This window comes from Yinghuangia soli (genome assembly GCF_021502675.1).
GTDB lineage: Bacteria > Actinomycetota > Actinomycetes > Streptomycetales > Streptomycetaceae > Yinghuangia > Yinghuangia soli.
The window spans coordinates 46,885-65,610 of record NZ_JAKFHA010000005.1 but is presented as its reverse complement, the minus strand read 5'-3'; the positions used below and the strand labels follow the sequence as shown (position 1 = coordinate 65,610).

At 72.4% G+C, this 18,726-nt stretch carries 16 protein-coding genes; 3 read left to right on the top strand and 13 right to left on the bottom strand.

Annotated features, from left to right (window positions below; all coding sequences use genetic code 11):
- The first annotated feature begins 109 nt into the window (after positions 1–109).
- Entirely contained in the window at positions 110–568 is a 459-nt protein-coding gene (locus LZ495_RS11495) for a hypothetical protein (protein WP_235052009.1), read from the top strand.
- 9 nt (positions 569–577) lie between these two features.
- Here LZ495_RS11495 and LZ495_RS11490 read toward each other — a convergent pair whose 3' ends face one another.
- From LZ495_RS11490 to LZ495_RS11460, 7 genes are all read right to left on the bottom strand, one after another.
- Positions 578–1,762, bottom strand: a complete 1,185-nt coding sequence (locus LZ495_RS11490; protein WP_235052008.1) for a serine hydrolase domain-containing protein — start codon at positions 1,760–1,762, stop codon at positions 578–580.
- Positions 1,763–1,908: 146 nt separating this feature from the next.
- Positions 1,909–2,808, bottom strand: a complete 900-nt coding sequence (locus LZ495_RS11485) for a phosphotransferase (protein ID WP_308267954.1) — start codon at positions 2,806–2,808, stop codon at positions 1,909–1,911.
- Between the two features lie 190 nt (positions 2,809–2,998).
- The gene (locus tag LZ495_RS11480) at positions 2,999–3,769 is read right to left on the bottom strand and encodes a maleylpyruvate isomerase family mycothiol-dependent enzyme (RefSeq protein WP_235052007.1); all 771 of its coding nucleotides are present in this window, start codon (positions 3,767–3,769) and stop codon (positions 2,999–3,001) included.
- Positions 3,770–3,894: 125 nt separating this feature from the next.
- On the bottom strand, positions 3,895–4,236 hold the full coding sequence (locus LZ495_RS11475) for a methyltransferase domain-containing protein (RefSeq protein ID WP_308267952.1): 342 nt from the start codon (positions 4,234–4,236) through the stop codon (positions 3,895–3,897).
- A 61-nt stretch (positions 4,237–4,297) separates the two neighbouring features.
- Positions 4,298–5,905: an esterase/lipase family protein gene (locus LZ495_RS11470; RefSeq protein WP_235052006.1), complete on the bottom strand. Its 1,608-nt coding sequence runs from the start codon at positions 5,903–5,905 to the stop codon at positions 4,298–4,300.
- Between the two features lie 156 nt (positions 5,906–6,061).
- The gene (locus LZ495_RS11465; RefSeq protein ID WP_235052005.1) at positions 6,062–6,616 is read right to left on the bottom strand and encodes an anthrone oxygenase family protein; all 555 of its coding nucleotides are present in this window, start codon (positions 6,614–6,616) and stop codon (positions 6,062–6,064) included.
- A 97-nt stretch (positions 6,617–6,713) separates the two neighbouring features.
- Positions 6,714–7,463 (bottom strand): hypothetical protein, encoded by a 750-nt coding sequence (locus LZ495_RS11460; RefSeq protein ID WP_235052004.1) that lies wholly within the window; start codon positions 7,461–7,463, stop codon positions 6,714–6,716.
- Positions 7,464–7,734: 271 nt separating this feature from the next.
- Here LZ495_RS11460 and LZ495_RS11455 point away from each other — a divergent pair, with 271 nt between their 5' ends.
- A complete protein-coding gene (locus LZ495_RS11455) occupies positions 7,735–8,619 on the top strand; it encodes a LysR family transcriptional regulator (RefSeq protein ID WP_235052003.1) in 885 nt (294 codons plus the stop codon).
- Between the two features lie 316 nt (positions 8,620–8,935).
- Here LZ495_RS11455 and LZ495_RS11450 read toward each other — a convergent pair whose 3' ends face one another.
- From LZ495_RS11450 to LZ495_RS11430, 5 genes are all read right to left on the bottom strand, one after another.
- Positions 8,936–10,471, bottom strand: coding sequence for an AMP-binding protein (locus LZ495_RS11450; protein ID WP_235052002.1), 1,536 nt, complete (start codon positions 10,469–10,471; stop codon positions 8,936–8,938).
- A 231-nt stretch (positions 10,472–10,702) separates the two neighbouring features.
- Positions 10,703–11,866 carry an acyl-CoA dehydrogenase family protein gene (locus tag LZ495_RS11445; RefSeq protein WP_235052001.1) on the bottom strand — a complete coding sequence of 388 codons (1,164 nt, stop codon included), beginning with the start codon at positions 11,864–11,866 and terminating at the stop codon, positions 10,703–10,705.
- 142 nt (positions 11,867–12,008) lie between these two features.
- Positions 12,009–13,004: an acetolactate synthase large subunit family protein gene (locus LZ495_RS11440; protein ID WP_235052000.1), complete on the bottom strand. Its 996-nt coding sequence runs from the start codon at positions 13,002–13,004 to the stop codon at positions 12,009–12,011.
- Between the two features lie 154 nt (positions 13,005–13,158).
- On the bottom strand, positions 13,159–14,196 hold the full coding sequence (locus LZ495_RS11435) for a nucleotidyl transferase AbiEii/AbiGii toxin family protein (protein ID WP_235051999.1): 1,038 nt from the start codon (positions 14,194–14,196) through the stop codon (positions 13,159–13,161).
- Entirely contained in the window at positions 14,193–15,305 is a 1,113-nt protein-coding gene (locus tag LZ495_RS11430; protein WP_235051998.1) for a nucleotidyl transferase AbiEii/AbiGii toxin family protein, read from the bottom strand. The genes LZ495_RS11435 and LZ495_RS11430 overlap by 4 nt, the downstream gene beginning before the upstream one ends.
- Before the next feature lie 239 nt (positions 15,306–15,544).
- Between LZ495_RS11430 and LZ495_RS11425 the strand changes: the two genes are divergently transcribed.
- The gene (locus LZ495_RS11425) at positions 15,545–17,371 is read left to right on the top strand and encodes an alpha/beta hydrolase (RefSeq protein ID WP_235051997.1); all 1,827 of its coding nucleotides are present in this window, start codon (positions 15,545–15,547) and stop codon (positions 17,369–17,371) included.
- Between the two features lie 39 nt (positions 17,372–17,410).
- Here LZ495_RS11425 and LZ495_RS11420 read toward each other — a convergent pair whose 3' ends face one another.
- Positions 17,411–18,349: a M56 family metallopeptidase gene (locus LZ495_RS11420; RefSeq protein WP_372498556.1), complete on the bottom strand. Its 939-nt coding sequence runs from the start codon at positions 18,347–18,349 to the stop codon at positions 17,411–17,413.
- Between the last annotated feature and the right edge of the window lie 377 nt (positions 18,350–18,726).

The following is an 18,726-nucleotide window of genomic DNA, read 5'->3' as shown; positions in this document are numbered from 1 at the left end:
TCCGCGCTGGTGCTTGCCGGGGTCCGGGCTTCCTGGGGGTGTTTGGTAACGAGCATGGAGGGGCGGGCGGAGCGGGGGCTGTCGTTAGTGGGGGTTAGGGTGCGCGGCCATGAGCTATGACGTGTACTTCTTGGCGCGGGAGGCGGGGCAGTCGTGGGAGGACGCGTTGGATGCCTTGGAGCATCGCGTCCGGGACGAGAGCCTGCCGACCGGGTGGGATGACGTGGTGCGTGGTGTGGGCGAATTGCTCGGCGGGGTCGAGGTGAGTGCGGGGCCGCCGAGTTGGTGCATGGGGCACCGGAAGACCGGCATCGAGGTCAGTTGTCTGGCCGGCGAGTGGTCGATGTCGGTGCCGTTTTGGACCTCGGGGGACGCCGCGCTCGGCGTTGTCGACAGGCTCAAGGCGATCGCGGCGGTCGTCGAGGCGGCGACCGGATTGTCCGCCTACGATCCGCAGACCGGCGAGTTGTTGCTCGGGGTCGAAGACTCGGCTGCGGCAGGGGTGTTCGACCGCGTGGCCGAGTCGTTTGCGGAGCGGGGGATCCGGTCGCCGGGCGACTCCGGGTGAGGGGCGGCGTCAGGGGGTGGTGAGCAGGGCGCAGACGAAGTCTTCCTGGATGGCGCGCATGCGCTCGAGGAGGGCCGGGTTGCTGGTCTTGTTGATCTGGGCGCTCACCGAGAAGGTCAGGGAGCGGCGGCCGTCCTCGGTGGACGCGGCGAGCTGGGTGTAGCCGGCGGTGTTGCCGGTGTGGCCGTAGACGACGCCGCAGCGGGTCGTGTAGCGGAAGGTGGCCAGGCCGGCGTCGTTGCGCCCGGGGCCTGCGGGCTCGGATGCGCCGCCGTCGACGAACTGGAACTGCTCGGTGTGCTCTGCCGGGCCGACGAGCGCGCCGCTTGCCCAGGCCCGCATGAAGGCGCCGGTCTCGTTCGGGGTGGAGGTGATGGCTCCCGAAGCCCAGACGCCCGACATGCCGATGAGTTCGCTGACGTCCTCCGGCGGCTCGTTCGGGGCGACGGCATAGCCGTGGATGTAGGGCTCGTACATCCGGAAGCCGCTGGGGAGGCTGGTCCTGCGGAGTCCGAGCGGGCGGTAGACGAGGTCGGCGAGGAGGTCTTCGTACCGCCGGCCGCTGGCTGCCTCGGCCATCAGGGCGACGGCGATGTTGTCCGAGTTGGAGTACTCGTAGCGGCTTCCGGGCGGGAAGTTGAGCGGCTTCTCGGCGACGAAGTCCAGCAGGCGGCGCGAGTCGAACAGGTGGTGCGGGTCGGCGCGGAGGATGTCGCGGAAGGCCTGGGAGCCGCTGAAGTCCGGCAGGCCGCTGGTGTGGTTGAGCAGCTGCCGGAGGGTGACGGACGCCCAAGCCGCGGGCAGGTGCGGCAGGCGTTGGCCGAGGGTCTCGTCGAGGCCCAGCAGGCCGCAGCGGACGAGCGACAGGGCGACCGCGCCGGTGTACGCCTTGGACGCGCTCGCCAGGCGCATGTAGTCGCCGGGTCGGGGCGGGCGCTGGCTCCCGACCTCGGCGACACCTGCGCGATAGACCTTGGTGCGCCCGTCCGTAGTCAGTACGGCGATCACCCCGGGCGGGCCGTCCGGGCGGGCGACCAGTTCGGCGAGTTCGGCGCGCAGGTTCGCGTCCTGGCCGGCGTGCGGGCGGGGCTGCGGGCTGTGGGCCTGGGCGGACACGGGTGCGGGCACGGTGGCAAGCAGGGCCATGACCGCAAGGGCCGCGGTCTTGGCGGTGAGCCGCTTCGGGCGTCGCATCCGGTGCCTCCCGGGGAGTCGGTGTCCCGGAGTGGCCGCGCCACCCCGCGTCTCCGGCAGCATGGGCAGGCGGACGTGCCGGGCTGCGGAGCAGGGCGGCGACACGGCGAAATTCCACCGTTCGGCGGTGGGGCGGGGCCTGGGATTCAGGCCGCGGCGCGGGGGAGGAACGCGAGCGCGGCGGCGAGGTTGTGTTCGACGATGCCGAGCATGGCGTCGCGGTCCGGGAAGTCTCCATCGAGCAGGCGCAGCGGGCCGGCGATCAGGGAGAGGTGCATGGCCATGGCGTAGAACGCGATGCGCTGCGGGTCGAGGTCGGCAGCGGAGGCGGCGGCGATTGCCGGGTAGTGCTCGCCGAAGCGCAGGTGGAGAAAGGTGTGCTCCCATTCGACGTCGAAGAACATGAGTCCTTCGATGTCGATGATCACCGGTTCGCCCGCCGCATCGACCAGGACATGGTCGGGACCGAGTTCGCCATGGATGAGTGCGTACTCGGTACGCGGCTGCACGGTGGCGGCCAGACCGCGGACGGCCGCTTCAAGGTCGCGGTCTCTGCCTCGGAGCCGGGTGTCGCGGGATGCCGCCTCGGCCAAGTCGGTCAACGCTCGTTCCAGGAGCACCTGTTCGCAGGACTCGCCGTGCGAGGCCCTGCCCGCGTCGATCAGTGCGACCTTCCCGAAGCGCGGGCCACGGTGGCCGTGCATGGCGCCGAGGGCCTCGGCGAGTCGGGCCAGAGGCCGCGCTGCGGCGGCCGGGTCGGCTCGGAGCAGCGCTTCCAGGCTGCCTCCGGTCACGTCTTCCAGGACGACGACGTCGGCGGGCAGGTACGTCCTGCTCCGATCGGCCAGGTGGATGCGGGGCGTACGTATGCCGAGAGCGGTGAGGTGCCGGTGGGCGGCCTCGAAGAGGTCGATGCCAGTGGCCGCCGAGAACGGGTCCCGGTGGTCGTCGGAGTCGGTGCCGGGCGTGGTCGGCCAGTAGTTCTCGGCGTCGTTCCAGACGTACGCGACCGCGGTCGAGGCGTCCTCGAGGACGAGCCGGTACACGCCCTTCTTGGTGCCACCCCGGATGCGCTCGACGGCCGCGAGGCTGCGACGCTCCCCCAGCGCAGCCCGCGCGACGTCGACGAATTGCTCGCGGGTCAGGTGCGTACGTGGTGACGAGTCCTTGCGGGGATACTGCCGGATTCGACCAACTGGACGCCTGGCAATTGTCGTTGGCGGCGTGCAGGGGTTCCTACTGATCGGGGTCCCAGGCGCGGAGGAGGTCGATGAGACCCGAGTCGCCGTCGACGCGCAGGGACGTCAGAGGGATCCGGTCGTACATGAAGAGGACGAGGTCGCCGGCGGAGCCGTGGACCGAGACACCAGGAGCGGGGTCGTCGGCGGTCGGGTTGCGGGTGTAGCGCGCGCCGGTGGCATCTGCGGTCAGGCGCCACGAGCGACCCTCGGCAGCGTGGAAGTCGAACGCGGTGGCCTTGTGCGGCCAGGGGCTCGACGTCGAGCAGCAGGTGGACAGGAAGTCCTCGACGCCGTCGAGTGCCACCTCCGCGGGCAACGACTGCGGTGCACCTGCGGTGAGCTGCGCGTCGTAGGTGTGGACGGCGAGTTCCTGCAGTTGGTGCCGGGCGACGGCATGGCAGGTGGGCGGCGACTGGGAGTCGCCCCACCACATCCAGCAGCCGCGGTCGGGCCCGGCTTCGCGCAGTGCGTCCAGCAGGGCGTGTGTCGATGCGGCCAGCCAGGCCTGGATGCTCTCGGGGTCGCCGGGCGCGGGCGGGGCGCCCGCCGCGGTGGACTTGGCGGTGGCCTTGGGTCCGGCGGCAACGGTCGCCGCCCAGGCGTGGCGACCCTCGCCGATGTGCCGGATCAGATCGGACAACGTCCAGTCGGGGCAGGTCGGAACCTGCGCATCGAGGCTGGGCGCAGCCGCCACCGCGGCCCGGAATGCAGCCGACCGCTCGTCGATCAGCCGCAGCAGGTCGGAGAACTCCGGAGTCGTGTCCACGGCCGGATTCCTATCACCATGATCCGCTTATCGGACAGTCCTTTTCGGTTGGACGGGGAGACCCTTGCGGGTGGCAGCCGGGAGGGTGGCGGCTGTGGCGGAGTTGCCAGGGGCGGTGAGGAAGGTCAGGTACGGGTTGCCGCGGCGGTGAACATGGGGATGGCGACGAGGATCCGGTCGGCGTCGGTGAGCACGGTCGTGTGCACGGTGACCGTGACGTCGACGAATCCCGTGTCGAGCAGCAGATTGCGGTAGCGGCGGGCAGTGCGGGGGCCGACGACCAGGTCGGCGCGGGCGTGAATCAGGGTTCGGGTCAGTAGGTGGTCTTCGGAGTCGACCACGACGGCGTCCCAGTCCTGGCCGGTCAGGACGATCCGCCCCCGAGGAGCCAGTACGCGTCGGGCCTCGGCCAGGGCCCTGGCCGGGTCGACGAGTTCGTGGAAGACCTGGTGCGGGCACGAGGACATTGCCTCGTGCCCCGACTTTCGGAGGCTGGTCGGCGCCGTACCGTCGGTGGGCTAGGCCCGGTCAGGCCGCGGTGAGCCAGGTCAGGAGCTTTTCCCTGGTCTGCGGGTGCTGGAACAGGGAGCTGTGCCAGACGGCGGTTTCTGCGGGGAAGTGCAGGGTTCGGTCGTCGGCTATCGGGAAGCCTGCTGCGCCGCGGGCGGCCAGGTCGTGGCGGCAGACCCCTGCGGTGGGGACGACGAGGTCGTTCTCCATGCCGAAGATGTCGTCCATGAGCAGGTCGCCGGCCTTGAGCTTGAGGGTGAGGTCGGGGCCCGGCTCGAAGTTCGCGGATATGCCGTAGTACTCCGTGCCGGCGGCGCCGGGGAGCAGGTCTTCGAGGGATTTGCCCTGGGGGTCCATCGCGCAGAGGCCGTCGAGCGAGGCCAGGCCGGCGTGGCCGAGGATCTGGACGGCGGTCATGAGGCCGGAGAGGATGTCGCCCGCCACCGCGGCCGGGCCGGGGAGCAGGCCGGCCAGGTTGGCGTAGCGGTCGATGAAGCGGACGACGTGGTCCGGGTCGGCCAGCGGGGTGCCGTTGTTGGGTGTGGCGGCGAACACCACTTTGCGGACGCGGTACTTGGCGTCGGGTGCGTGCTGGCGGCGGATCAGCTCGCGGGCCACGAGGCCGCCGCGGCTGTGGGCGACGATGTCGACGTCCAGCGGCCCGGTGGCGTGGGTGAGTTCGAGGAGCTTGTCGATGTTGTGGGTCAGCGAGAACGACACCGTCGGATGGTCGAAGGCGATCACCCGGCCCTCGTAGCGCTCGTGCAGAGCCTGCACGGTGGCCTGGTCGAGGCCGCTGAAGCCGCCGTGGCAGGTGGAGAAGGTGCCGTGGACGAAGAGCAGTGTGCGGCCGGTGCCGAGGCGGGACCAATCCTCGGCGGTGGTAAGGGCTGACCCGGCGGCCTGCGGGGTCGTGTAGTTGTCGGGCGTGAAGGTGCGTACGCCGTAAGGGTGCGATGCCAGTTCGCGCTTCTGCCAGATCTTGTCGATCAGCGGATCGGCGATGGTGTCGACGATCGGGTAGACGAGCACGGCGAACTTGCGCACCACCTGGCGGGCGATCGCGCCGATGAGGCCCTCATCGAGGACGGGCTGGTCGGGCTGGTCGGCGGGCGGTGCGGTGAGGGCGGCGCGGGGGATGACGAACTGGGTTCCGGGAGTGGCGGGTTCGGGGACGGCCGACTCGTTCTCGGCAGGCTGTTCGGTGCGCGGCGCGGGCACGCGCCAGTGCCATAGCCCCGCGTCGTCCTGGTAGCGGAGGACCTGGAAGGTGCCGGGCTGCGGGTCGGGGACAGTGAGGACGACGTTGTCGTGGGCGGCGCCGCCGGCGCCGGGCGGCAGGGGCTCGGCCTCGACGATGAGGGTCTGCCGGGTCAGCAGGTTGGCGGCGGATTCGGCCTGGCCGCGCGGGTCGGCGGCGTCGGCGGCGGCCGCCTCGGCGTCGGCCTCGATGTCGCGCCCGGTACCGACGCCGGGGTCCGCGGGGCCCAGGGAACTCTCGTCGAGGTTCGGGACGTTGTCGTGGCGGTCGTGCAGCGTGACGGTCATGCGCAGGCCTGGCGCTTGCACGGCATAGCCGTTGGCCAGGTCGACGAAGCCGTCACCGGTAGCAGTTGTAGTGCTCATGGTGTTCCCCCCGGAACCCGAGTACCCCCGGCGGCGCAGTTGCGTCGCTGTGCACGACGATACTGCGGCTGCCGGGGGCCGGGAGGGGCCTCAACGGACGGGCCTGTGGAGAAGCCGGAGCCGGGTACCGGGTCGTCCACAGGACGGGCAGAAGGGTCAGGCGCGGGGTGTCCGGTGCAGGTACAGTGCGCGGGCCACGGCCCCGGTCGCCGCGAGGCAGAGCACGGCGCGCACCGCGTTCCAGGCGTTCCACGTCGCCTCGAAGTCGGCCCGCACGCCGGACGGGTCGGCGTCGCCGGTCGACGCGAGGGTCTCGTTGAGCGGCACGTTGATCGCCATCGTGGTCAGTACGCCGATGCCGTACAGAACGGCCGATGCCACGGCCCAGCGGAGCGCCGGTCCGCCGCCGCGTTTCCGCATCTTCCAGGCCGCGAGTGCGGGCAGGACGAAGGCGGCGAAGAACAGGACGAAGAAGGCCGGGTTCTCGATGATCACGTTGGTCCGCTGCATGGCGTCGACGAAGTCGGCGTCGTTCTTGCGGCCCAGGATCGGCATCACCGCGACGCTGAACGCCACGTAGATGGCGGCCATCACCGCCGACGCGACGGTTCCGAAGACGAGCAGTTTGCGGACCCCGTCGCGCGGTGCCGGGGTAGCGGTGAGCGGCGCGGCGGCGGAAGCAGCGGTGGAGGGACGGTCGATGACAGCCATGGTGGTTGCTCCTCGGAAGTCTTGGTTCGGCAGCTTGGTTCGGACGTCTTGGTTCGGCACTCTTGGTGCGGCGGTCTTGTTTCGGAAACGGTGTCGGTCAGCCCGCGTACGCGAACGGCATGGCGGTGCGGTGCTTGAGCATCCGGCCGTACGGCTCGCGCGTGCCCGGCGGCAGCGTCGCGGCCCACAGCACCTCGTCGAGGGCGACCCCCGCGGTGTCGGGGTCCGCGCACACCGCGCCGACCAGCAGGTCGCGCTTCCCGCGGACGTCGGCGAGGGCCCGGGCCAGGCAGCGCATCGCCGCGATCTGGCCGACACGCGAGGCCACTTCGATCCAGGCCGGCCAGCCCTCGGCCGCTGCGGTGCCTGCGGCGACGGCTTCGGCGTAGGCGGCCAGCACCTCGTCCAGGTGGGCAAGTCCGGAGGCGAGTGCGGCCCCGGGGGACGCCTGGGACGGCTCCGGGAAGCCGTCGAACCGTCCGCGCAGCCGCAGCGGCAGGTGGTCGAGCGACCCGAGCGTGCTGGACACCACCACGAACCGCGCGCCGTCGGCGAGCACCGGCAGGTACGCGTTCATGATCAGGTGCAGATCGCCGTTGTTGGCGTCGAGGTACGCGGCGACCTGGTCGGCCATCCGCACACCCGGTTCGATCCCCGCCGCCGGGGCCGCGACCACGATGTCCGCCTGCTTCCCCGCCGCCGCGAGTGCGTGGGCGAACGCGACGGCCTTGGCTGTGTCGGTGATGCTGCGGACGGTCGCCTCGGTACCGAGCAACTCGGCCAGGCCCGCGGCAACTTCGCCGCCCGACCTCCGGTCCGGTCCGATCACGACGGCGGTTTTGGGCATGACGGTCTCCTTTCTCGGCACATGGGGATGGTCTGCGCGACCCGGGGGCGCCCTTGCGGCCGACGGCCTTCCGGGCGGGGCAGGTCCGCGTCCGCGGTCCTTGCGCTCGGCGGTTCCGGCGCCTTTGGGGCCCGTTCCTTCGATGTCTCAAGCCTGCGGCACCCGCGCGGGCCGAACAACGGCCAAGATGAGAACCTCGGTTAACCCATGGGTTACCGGTCCGGCCGCTCGCGTCCGGCACGCTCGATCACGGGACAGGACGGACGGGTACATGGAACTGCGCGACATCGAGATATTCCTGACGCTCGCCGAGGAACTGCACTTCGGACGCACCGCCGACCGCCTGCTCGTCTCGCGCGCCCGCGTCAGCCAGGCCATCAAGGTGCAGGAGCGGCGCATCGGGGCACCGCTGTTCGAACGCACCAGCCGCAACGTCGCGCTCACCCCGATCGGGGCGCAGCTGCGCGACGACCTGGCGGACGGCTACCGGCGCATCAACGAGGGCCTGGAGCGCGCCGCGGCCGCCGCGAAGGGCCTGACCGGGGTGCTGAGCCTGGGCATCATGGACGCGATGCTGCACGAGATCCACGCCGTCACCGACCTGTTCCGGGAACGCCACCCGGAGTGCCGCCTGCAGATCCGCGAGGCGCAGATCAGCGATCCGTTCGGGCCGCTGCGGGCCGGGACCGTGGACGTGCAGCTGGTGTGGCTGCCGGTCGAGGAGCCGGATCTGACGGTCGGCCCGGTGGTGGTCACCGAGCCGATGGTGCTGGCTGTTTCGGCCCGGCACCACCTGGCGCAGCGCGAGACGGTGTCGCTGGAGGACCTGGTGGAGGGCCCGGTGCTGCAGTCCGCCGAGTCGATCCCGGCCTACTGGGAAGAGGCCATCAACCCGCGCGTCACGCCGAGCGGCAAGCCGATCCCGCGCGGCCCCGCGGTCGCGACCGTGCACGAGACGCTCGCCAACATCGCCGCCGGGCTGGGCATGGCACCGGTCCCCGCACACGCCCCGAAGTACTTCCAGCGCGCGGACATCGCGTTCGTGCCGATCCACGACATGGCGCTACTGCGCTGGGGCCTGGTGTGGCGCAACTCGGGCGCGAGCCCGCTGGTACGCGCCTTCGCGCAGGCAGCCCGCGACGCGGTCAAGGCCTGACCGCGCAGCCCCCGACCGGGGCAGGCCCGCGGGCTGCGCGGTGGCCGGCCGGCGGGCGGTTGGCCGACGGACGCGCAGGCAGCCATGCGGACGGGCAAGCCATTCAGCAGGCAGCGAAGTCGGCGGGCGTGCTCGTGGGTGGGCCGGCAGACGCGCCCGGGCAGGTCAGCGACCGCAGGCCGGCCCGCGCGGCCCAGGCGACTGGGTATGCAAGCCCGGCCAACCCTTCAACCGGGCAACCCTTCAACCGGGCAACCCTTCAACCGGGCAACCGGGCAACCGGGCAACCGGGCAACCGGGCAACCGGGCAACCGGCTCAGGCGTAGCGCTCCTTGAGCTCCTTCTTCAGCACCTTCCCCGCCGGATTGCGCGGCAGCACCCCCACGACCTCAAGCCGTTCGGGCAGTTTCTGCACCATGAGGCCCTGACCGCGCAGGAACTCGCCCAGTGCGTCGAGCGTCGGCGGGGCGGCCGGGTCGGAGGCGACGACGACTGCGCACGCGCGCTCGCCGGTCGCGGCGTCCGGCAGGCCGACGACCGCGACCTCGGCGACCGCCGGGTGGGCGCTCAGCAGGTCTTCGATCTCCTTGGCGCTGATCGTCTCGCCCTTGCGGATGATCACGTCCTTGAGACGGCCGGTGATGTACACGTTGCCGCCCTCGTCGATGCGCCCGAGGTCGCCGGTGCGGAACCAGCCGTCCTCGTCGAACGCCTCGGCGTCCAGCGACGCGTCGAGGTAGCCGAGCATCACCTGCGGCCCCTTGGCCCGCAGTTCGCCCTCGCCGCCGGGCGGCACCTCGCGGCCGTCCGGGCCGACCACGCGCAGCCGTACGCCGCAGTTCGGGCGGCCCTCGGCGGCGGCGAGCGCCTCGTCGGGGTCCTCGGGGCCGGCCATGGTCAGGATCGGCGCCTCGGTGAGGCCCCAGCCCGCCACGATGCCCGCGCCGCCCAGTTCCTTCTTGACCTCGGCGTGCAGCCCCGGTGGCTTGGGCGCGGCGCCGCCCGGGAAGCAGCGTACGTCGGGGAACAGCGGGGTGCCCGGGTCGCGGCGCTGCGCGGCCAGGTACGTCTGGTGGAAGACGGTCCCGGCGCCGGCCAGCGTGACGCGCTCCCGGCGCAGGAGTTCGACGGTGGCGACCGGGTCGAACGCCTCGGTCAGGATCATCGCGACCCCGTGCACCACCGACGACGCCAGCCACGTCGTGCAGCCGCCGATGTGCGCGAACGGGAAGACCAGGCCGACCCTGTCCCCCGGTACGCAGCCGATGCGGTCCGACATGCCGATGCCCGCGGCCAGCACGGTGGCGTCGGTGTGCCGGGCGCCCTTGGGGTCGGCGGTGGTGCCGGAGGTGTAGAAGTACCAGCGGACCGGGGCCTGTTCCCGGCTCTGCGGGACGGCGGGCGGGGGCGGCAGGAGCGCGGGGTCACCGTCCGGCAGGTCTCCGGACAGCACCATGACGTCGAGGCCCTCGGTCCGGGCCGCGACCGCGGCGGCCATCTCCGGGTAGTCGAAGCCGCGCCACACCGGCGGGACGATGAGCAGGCGACTGCCGGCCTGGCCCGTGACGAACGCCAGTTCGCGTTCCCGGTAGATGGGCATCACCGGGTTCTGCACCGCGCCGAGCCGGGCCAGCGCGCCGACCACGACGACCGACTCGATCCAGGTCGGCAGTTGCCACGTGACGACCGTGCCCTCGCGCACCCCGCGCTCGGCCAGGTGCGCGGCGAACTTCTCGGCGGCGGTGCGGTATTCGCCGTAGGTCATGCGCCTGCCGCGGTCGTCGGCCATCATCTCGGCTTTGGGCGTGGCATCCGCCCGTGCGGCGATCTCCGCCCAGAAGCTGGTGTGCATCCCCCGGCCCCTCTCCCGTGTAGTCCGCTGCTCCTGCCGCACTGATGCCCTTCCGGATCCGCCGCGCCGCGCTGCCACGCGATGCCCTGCGCGCTTGCCCTGCTGCCCCGTAACGCCCTACCCCGTAACGCCCTGCCCCGTAACGCCCTGCCCCGTAACGCCCTGCCTGTACCGCGCCCTGCCCGTACCGCCCTGCCCTGCCGCCCCGCCCGACCGCCTCGCCTGCAGCCGCTACATCCGCCCGTCGCGGGCCAGCGACTGCTTGGCGATCACGATCTGCTGGATCTGGCTGGTGCCTTCGTAGATACGGAACAACCGGGCATCACGGTAGAACCGCTCGACCGGCACGCCCCGCATGTACCCGACCCCGCCGTGCACCTGCACCGCGCGGTCGGCGACCCGGCCGACCATCTCGCTGCAGAAGTACTTGGCGCAAGAGGGTGCCATGCGCACGTCCTCCCCGCTGTCGAACTGCGCGGCGGCCGCGGCCACCATCGCGCGGCCCGCGTACACGTCCGTCTGGCTGTCCGCGATGAGGCCCTGGATCAGCTGGAACTCGGCGATCGGATGCCCCGACTGGCTGCGCGTCTTGGCGTACGACACGGTCTCCTCCAGCAGCCGCTGCGCGAGGCCCACGCACAGCGCCGAGATGTGCAGGCGGCCGTGCGCCAGGCAGCGCATCGCGGTGCGGTAGCCCTGCCCGAGGCCTTCCGGGCCGCCGATCAGCGCGCCGTCCGGGACCGCGACGGCGTCCAGGAAGACCTCGGCCGTCCAGGCGCCGTGCTGGCCCATCTTGTGGTCGCGCGGGCCGACGGTGAGACCGGGCGTGCCGGCCGGGACGAGGAACGCGGAGATTCCGTCGCCGCCGCGCCCCGGGTGGTCGGCGTCGCGCGCGAACACCATGAAGACGTCCGCCACGGGGGCGTTGGTGATGAAGCGCTTGGCGCCGTCGAGGATCCATCCGCCGTCCGGGCCGCGGCGCGCGGTGGTGCGCAGGTCGCCGGGGTCGGAGCCGGCCTCGGCCTCGGTGAGCGCGAAGGACGCGGTCCATTCGCCGCTGGCCAGGCGCGGCAGGAAGAGCTTCTTCTGCTCCTCGGTGGCGCCTTCCAGCAGGACGTGTCCGGCGATGCCGTTGTTGGTCCCGAACAGCGACCGGAAGGCGGGCGTGGTCCAGCCCAACTCCATGACCAGGGGCACTTCCTGGCTCATCGTCAGGCCGAGGCCGCCGTACTCCTCGGGGATTGCGAAGCCGTACAGGCCCATGGCGGCGGCCGCCTCGCGCAGTTCGCCGGGGATGCTGTCGGTCTCGTCGATGCGGGTCTCGAGCGGTACGACCTTGTCGCGGATGAAGCGGCGTACCGAGGCCACGATCTCGGTCACGTCGGAGTCGTCCACCGGTTCTCCTTCTGTCCTCTGCGGTCCCTGCGGTGCTCTTCGGTCCTCTTCGGTCCTGCCGTGCTCTGCGGACCCGGCCGACGGGCAGCGATCGCCCAGGGCCGAGGCGGCGGCCAACCTATAAGTCCGGGAGCCGCGCCGGTCAGACCCGCCAGGCGGTGATGTGGCCCGCCACATGTTCGAGATCGGCGAGCTGCGCCGCGTCGTAGCCGACCGCCACCACGACGGGCCGGTTCGCGGCCACGGCCTTGCGGACGTCGTCGAGGTGCTCTTCGATGCCGACCTGCGGGCCGTCCGGGGACCAGCAGACGACCGGTACGGCGATGCCGCGGGCGGCCGCGGCATCCACGACGGCCTGGGTCGCGGCGTCCGGTCCGGTGCCGTCGACCAGGGCCAGCGCGGGCAGGTCCGGTTCGACCGAGCGGCGGGCGAGGACCGCCTCGGCGGCGAAGCCGGGCGTCGGCGCCAAGGGCAGCTCAACTGTGCGCGGGCGCAGCGTGGGGAACGTCCGGCCGAGGTAGAACCCGGCCGTCCCGGCGTCGGCGGCGACCATGCCGCGGTCGCCGAGCAGCAGCGCGTACTGGCGGGTTATCAAGGTCGGGGCGAGCGGCGGCTTTGCGCCGCCCCATGCCTTCTGCACCACGGCGGCCAGCCGCTCGCGCAGCGGGGCGTCGGTGGTCTCGGCGCCCTCGCGGTCGGCGCAGCGCACGGCGAGGATCTCCAGGTCCTCGACCGGGCAGTGGACCGTGTCCAGGCCGTCCGGCAGGGCGGGCGGCTCGCCTTCGACGATGCCGGTGGCCAGGACCAGGTCGTACCCGTCGAGCTCGCACAGTTCCAGGTCGCGCTCCTGCAGCCCGATGGTGCCGAGGTGGAAGTCGCTGTCCCAGGGCAGGACGCCTTTCGCCCGCCAGGTGTTGTAGACGCCGACCCGGGCCTCGGCGGCGAGCGCGCGCAGCCCGGGCACGGCGTCCGCGGCGACGACGCCCGACCCGGCGATGACCAGCGGACGCTCCGCGGCCATCAGCCGCTCGGCCAGCACGGCGAGCTCCGCGGCCCGCTCGGGCCGGGCCGGCGGCGGATCGGCATCGTGATGCAGCCAGCCCCGCACCCGGGACGCCCAGGGCTTCCCCTCTGCCATCCGCCCACCTCCGATGCACCTCTGGCCTGCGGTATCGCCGACCGTTGGCGCCTACCGGGACTCCCTAGACGTACCGCACGGAGGGAGAATGCACCACCGTCGCGGAGTGCATGCCCGGATACGGAACGGGGTGGTGCAGGGCCGAGAGCCCGGGTCAGCCCGGCTGCTCCGCGCCGAACGTCGGAGCGAGCGCGGCCAGGAGACGGCGGACGAGGTCCTCCTGGTCGACCGCGAGGCCGGGGTAGTCGGCGGCGAAGCCGCGCCAGTCCACGTCGTCGCAGGCCCGGCGGATCTCGTCGAGGTCCACGTCGGCGTAATACTGCGCGTCCTCCAGATCGGCGATCAGCAGCCCCATGAGGTCTCGTGGCAGCGGCAGCGGCATCCACTCGGCGAGCAGGACCGCGTCGTAGAGATCCTTGCCTTCCGGGAAGAGGTCGGTCAGCAACCAGATGATCTTCCAGCCCAGCGAGAGCTCAGGCGTCGCGGCCAGGAGCACGGCCGTGCCGCCGCCCGCGAGCGGGATCGCGGACGGCTCCGGCTCGACGTGCAGGGTCTCCTCGAACACGAAGTCGAGCTGGACGAGCCCGCCGGGGATGCCGGGCGCGCTCCAGGGCAGGACGAGGCGCCGGCCCGGGGCGCGGTCGTACGTCCAGATCTCGTCGCTGCGCGCCCACTGCGCGGCGAAGACGACCCCGCCGCGGTTCCGGCGGTCCGACTCCTCGGCGACCAGGCGCGGGATGCTCGTGAGCATGACCTGCGTGGCCGGGTCGCCGACCTTCCAGGTGCGCGGCACCGCGACGAAGTCGAGGTCACCGGGCTCCCGCGCGGCCTCGCCCAGCCAGGCACGCAGCATGACGCTGCCGCGCAGGACGAGCTTGTCCGCCCAAGGGGAACCGGCCAGCGCAGTGAGGACGGTGTCCATCGCGCATCGCCGGGCGGCGTGCCAGGCTGCGGCCAGCACCGGATCGCCGAAGCTCGGCTCCGAGGCCCGATAGGACTGCCCATACCAGGCGTGGGCCGGGTCGAAGACCAGCTCCTGCGCGACCCGGGAGTCGGGAATGCGCATAAGGGTCTCGGGGTGCCGAGGTCCTTCGTCACGGGGGTCGGGCGGCGTGCCGAGGATCTCGGACGGGCTGGCCGGAACCGCCGGGACGCCGGCCGGCGGTACGGGCGGGGTCGAGGGGTCCGTCACGGCAGATCTCCTTCCTGGGGATCGTCTGCGCAGCGCGGCCGCACGCACCACCCCTGCGGCCCCGCGGGAGCGACGTGGACCCGGAGGTATTCGCCCTGCGGGACGGACCGGACCGGACCGAAAGCCGGGGCGACCGCGGCGGCCAGCCGGCAGGGCAGCCGGTCCGGATCGGGAACGAGGCCGGGATGGTCCGCGTCGAAGCCCTGCCAGTCCACGCTGCGGGCCGCCTGGCAGAGGTCGGTGAGGTTGACACGGGCCAGGTGGTCGGCGTCCTCGTGGTCGGCGAAGACGCGGTCCATGAGCTCGTGGGACAGCGGGCGAGACGACGACTCGGCGAGCAGGACCGCGTCGTACAAATCCTTGCCCTGCGGGTGGAAGTCGGAGAGCAGCCAGACGAGCTTCCACGCCAGGGACAGTTCCGGCGTCGCGCCGAGCACTTCCGCCGCTCCCCCGTCGGCCAGCGGGATGCCGTACGTCTCGGGCGCGGCGTGCAGTTGCTCGCCGAAGACGAAGTCGAGCTGGACGACTCCGCCTGGCACACCGGGTGCGGCCCACGGCAGCACCAGCCTGCGGCCGGGCACCCGTTCGTACGTCCAGATCTCGTCGCTGCGGGCGAGTTCGGGGTAGAACGCCAGGCGCTCGCCGCCGGCCGCGTGGGCCGCGCGGCGGGCCAGGTCGGCGATCATGCGGTCGGTGTCCGGGGCGTCGATCGCCCAGGTGCCGGGCACGACGACGAAGTCGAGATCGCCGGGCTCCCGAGCAGCCGCGCCGTACCAGGCCCGGAGCAGGACGCTGCCGCGCAGCACCAGGCTGCCCGCCCATGGCGACGCCGCGACAGCCACGAGGACGGCGTCCATCGCGCGGCGGCGGGCTGCGCGCCAGGCCTCCCCGAGTTCGGCGTCGGCCATGTCGGGGTCGGCCGCGCGGAAGGCGTCTCCGTACTGCTTGAGAGCCGGATCGAAGACCATCGCCTGGCGGGCCCGCTCGTCGGGGATGAACAGCGTGCTGGGCGGGAGATCGCAGTAGCGGCTGTCCTGCGGGTCGCGCAGCGGGATGGGCGCGGTCGTCGGCTCGGGGCGGCTCTGCGGGGCGTCGCTCATGGCGTCCATGGGAGATGGTCGCGCGGCATGTGACCTGCGCGCACCGGCTTTTCCGGCGCAGACGGCGCCTTCCGCACGTGAACGCCTGGCGCGCGCAGCGCCCGGCACCGGAGTCCCGGAGCCCGAGTTCCGAGTCCCCGGACGGAATCGAGCACAGGCTCGTGCGGGCTCTCTGCGGAATCGGCCGAACGGGGGGATGCCAGGCCCAAATACCCGGGGCAGCCGCACCCCCTGGGGACAATCGCCTCATGTCCGAACCGGGTTCCCCGCCGTCCGCGACCGAGGCTCCCGATGCGGCGGTGCAGGTGGGCGGGCCGGCGCCGCGGTTCCGGCGGGGCGCGGCGTTGCGCGGCGCGGTGGCCGGCGGCGCGCGTACGGTCGGGCGCAAACTGGCGGCGTGGGCGCGGCATCCGTACCGCGATCCGGTCGACCCGGCGCGGCTTGTACGGCGGTGGCCCGATCTGACGGCGTGCTGCCTTGCGGTGCTGTTCTTCTGGGCCTCGCTCACCCCGTCGCTGCTGCCGCGGCCCTGGTACTTCCAAGGGCTGGTAGGCGGCATCACCGGGGCGATCGGGTACGCGTTGGGCGCGTCGGCCTCCGGCGCGGTGCGGTTGGCCACCAAGCGGCGGCCGAGCAGCGTGTGGCGCACCCGGTTGTGGCAGGGCTTCTACGTGCTGGCCATCCCGGTCACTTTCGCCGGCGTGGTGTGGAGTGCCGAAGCGCAGGAGCGATTGCGGGAGTTACAGAGCCTGCCGCCGTCGGCGCCGTGGAACGGGCCGCTGATCGTGCTGATCGCCGTCGTGGTGGCCGGAACGCTGGTGGTGCTCGGCCGCGCGGTGCGGCTGCTGACGCGCCGGGTCATCCGGTGGCTCCGGCGGCTGCTGCCGCGGCCGGTCGCGTATGCGCTGGGCGTGGCCGTGTGCGGGCTCCTCTTGAGCTTCGCGGTGTTCGACGTGGTGTGGGAGCGCGGGGTCATCGGGCTGGCGGACCAGGCGTCGCGCAAGATCAACAGCACGCTGGACCGCGGAGTGCGGCAGCCCGTTTCCCCCCTGGTGTCGGGCAGTCCCGAGTCTCTTGTCCGCTGGGATGAACTAGGCGCCGAGGGGCGCAAGTTCATCTCGGCCGTGCCGGATGCCGCGGAGATCTCCGCGTTCACCGGGCGTCCGGCGCTGGATCCCATCCGCGTGTACATCGGCGAGGAGCCCGCGCGCGAGGACTTCCCCGGGATGGCGGAGCTCGCGGTCCGCGAACTCGACCGTACCGGCGGCTTCGACCGCCAGGTCGTGGCGCTGCTCGGGACCACCGGCAGCGGCTGGATCGACCGCGGCATCCCGAAGCCGCTGGAGTACATGTACGGCGGCGACACGGCGATGGCCGCGCTGCAGTACTCGTACCTGCCGAGCTGGATGTCGTTCCTGGTCGACCGCGGGCGTGCGGAACGCGCGTCCCAGGCGCTGTTCGACGCGGTCTCCGCCCGGATCGCCGCGCTGCCGCCGGACCGGCGGCCGAAGCTGGTGGTGGCCGGCGAGAGTCTGGGCGCGTACGCCACCGACCACGCCTTCGACAGCGTCGACGCGCTGCTCACGCGCACCGACGGGGCGCTGTTCATCGGCCCGCCGAATGCGAGCCCGCTGTGGCGGCACATCGTGGCCGACCGCGAGCCGGGCAGCCCGGTGTGGCGGCCGGTGTACGAGCAGGGCCGCAACATCCGCTTCGCGCAGTTCCCCGAGACGGATCTGGCGGTGCCGCCGGGGCCGTGGGAGTCGCCGCGCGTCGTGTACCTGCAGAACGCGTCGGATCCGGTGGTGTGGTGGAACCCCGGCCTGTTGTTCGAGGAACCGGCAATCCTGAAGCCGCCGTTCGGGCCGGACATCACCGACGAGGTGGACTGGTTCCCGCTGGTGACCTTCTGGCAGACGACCGTCGACCTCGCAGTCTCGTTCGGCGCACCGCCGCCGCACGGCCACCGCTACGGCCAGAACGCGACGCTGGGGTGGGGTGCGGTGCTCCCGCCGGAGGGCTGGACGGAGGTCGACTCGCTGCGCCTGAAGGCCCACTTCGAATCCGCGAAGTGACCAGGTCGCACAGGCTGTTCGCCTACGAAGGGTCGCGCGTCAGATGTAGAGGAAGTGCGGGGACGCGGCGACCAGGGTCGGGACGATCAGCGCCGCCGCGGTGAGGGTGCGCAGGGCGGCCACCGCGACGGGAGTGCGGCCGGGCTTGGGGGCGGTGCGTACGGTCAGCTCTTCCTGGCGCTGCAGCGGCCACGCGAAGCAGGGGCAGAAGGGGCCGTTGGCCTGGCCGGGCCCGGACAGCTTGGCGAGCGCGCGGCGCAGGTTGGAGCGCGCGATGGGGCCGTGGACGTCGTCGTCGGCGCCCTTCTCGGCGAGCGCAGCGCTGTGGTCGGCCCAGCGGGCGAAGAACGGGATGCGCGGGAACGCCTCGGCCATGGTCTCGGACACCGTCATCCACAGCGCGTCGCGGCGGCGGAGGTGGCCGGTCATGTGGGTGAGCACCGCGTTGAGCTCTTCGGGCTTGAGGAGGTCCAGGGCACGCGTGGTGACCTCGACGCGCGGCGGCCGGGAGGGCAGCAGCACGAGCCGCGGCTGGGTGTCCTCGACGATGACCAGGCGCGGGTGGCCGCGCTCCTTCTCGTCCAGCACGGGGCTCGTGCGTTCGAGGCGGTCGAGCTGGACCCGCAGCGCGCGGCGGTAGTCGCGCACCACCGGGCCGCCGCGGCGCCAGCCGGCCACCAGGCCGACGAGGACGAGGACGGCGACCAGCACCTGCGCGGGAAGCGGCACGTCGCCGAGCCCTATCTCCGGGGCGATGTCGGTGGTGAGGCCGAGCGAGCGGGCGGGCGCGGCCCACAGGTCGGTGGTGAAGACCGGCACGGCGAGGGCGAGCGACGCAAGCGCTCCCCCTGCGGCGGCGCGCCAGCCCTGCTGCACGAGCTGCGGGCTGAACCCGGCGGCCTCGGCGCGGTCGAGGACGAATGGTGCGGTGGCAAGGATCGCTGCCGCAAAGAGCGCAAGCACGAATCCGTGCATCACGTCGCTGCCGCCTTCCGCCCTGGGCGCCGGACCCCCGTGCGCCCTTTTCTACCAAGACGAGGGGGCTGTGCCCAGCGTTCCCGGGCCGCAGCCGAAAGGGTTTCGTCACAACGGCGCGCCGCACCCCGGAAACCTGTGCGAATCCGCGGCGATACCACCGATTCGCCCCCCGGCCGGATTTCACAAACGCACGAAACTCCGAGGGGCGGAAAGGGATTTCACACGTTCACATGGAGCCGGGGGCAGGTCATTCGGGCAGCCGGGCGCTGGGCCGCGACGCAACACCGATGACACGCGGGCGCCCGGTCGCGGGCGGGCGCGGACGTCGGCAGGGGCGCCGCGTGCGCACGGCGGACGCAGCAGTTGCCGGACGGAAC

Excerpts from the sequence above, each read along its gene's own strand:
- LZ495_RS11495 (WP_235052009.1), top strand. The coding sequence starts at position 110 with ATGAGCTATGACGTGTACTTCTTGGCGCGGGAGGCGGGGCAGTCGTGG.
- LZ495_RS11490 (WP_235052008.1), bottom strand. The coding sequence starts at position 1,762 with ATGCGACGCCCGAAGCGGCTCACCGCCAAGACCGCGGCCCTTGCGGTC.
- LZ495_RS11475 (WP_308267952.1), bottom strand. The coding sequence starts at position 4,236 with ATGTCCTCGTGCCCGCACCAGGTCTTCCACGAACTCGTCGACCCGGCC.
- LZ495_RS11470 (WP_235052006.1), bottom strand. The coding sequence starts at position 5,905 with ATGAGCACTACAACTGCTACCGGTGACGGCTTCGTCGACCTGGCCAAC.
- LZ495_RS11465 (WP_235052005.1), bottom strand. The coding sequence starts at position 6,616 with ATGGCTGTCATCGACCGTCCCTCCACCGCTGCTTCCGCCGCCGCGCCG.
- LZ495_RS11460 (WP_235052004.1), bottom strand. The coding sequence starts at position 7,463 with ATGCCCAAAACCGCCGTCGTGATCGGACCGGACCGGAGGTCGGGCGGC.
- LZ495_RS11455 (WP_235052003.1), top strand. The coding sequence starts at position 7,735 with ATGGAACTGCGCGACATCGAGATATTCCTGACGCTCGCCGAGGAACTG.
- LZ495_RS11450 (WP_235052002.1), bottom strand. The coding sequence starts at position 10,471 with ATGCACACCAGCTTCTGGGCGGAGATCGCCGCACGGGCGGATGCCACG.
- LZ495_RS11440 (WP_235052000.1), bottom strand. The coding sequence starts at position 13,004 with ATGGCAGAGGGGAAGCCCTGGGCGTCCCGGGTGCGGGGCTGGCTGCAT.
- LZ495_RS11430 (WP_235051998.1), bottom strand. The coding sequence starts at position 15,305 with ATGGACGCCATGAGCGACGCCCCGCAGAGCCGCCCCGAGCCGACGACC.
- LZ495_RS11425 (WP_235051997.1), top strand. The coding sequence starts at position 15,545 with ATGTCCGAACCGGGTTCCCCGCCGTCCGCGACCGAGGCTCCCGATGCG.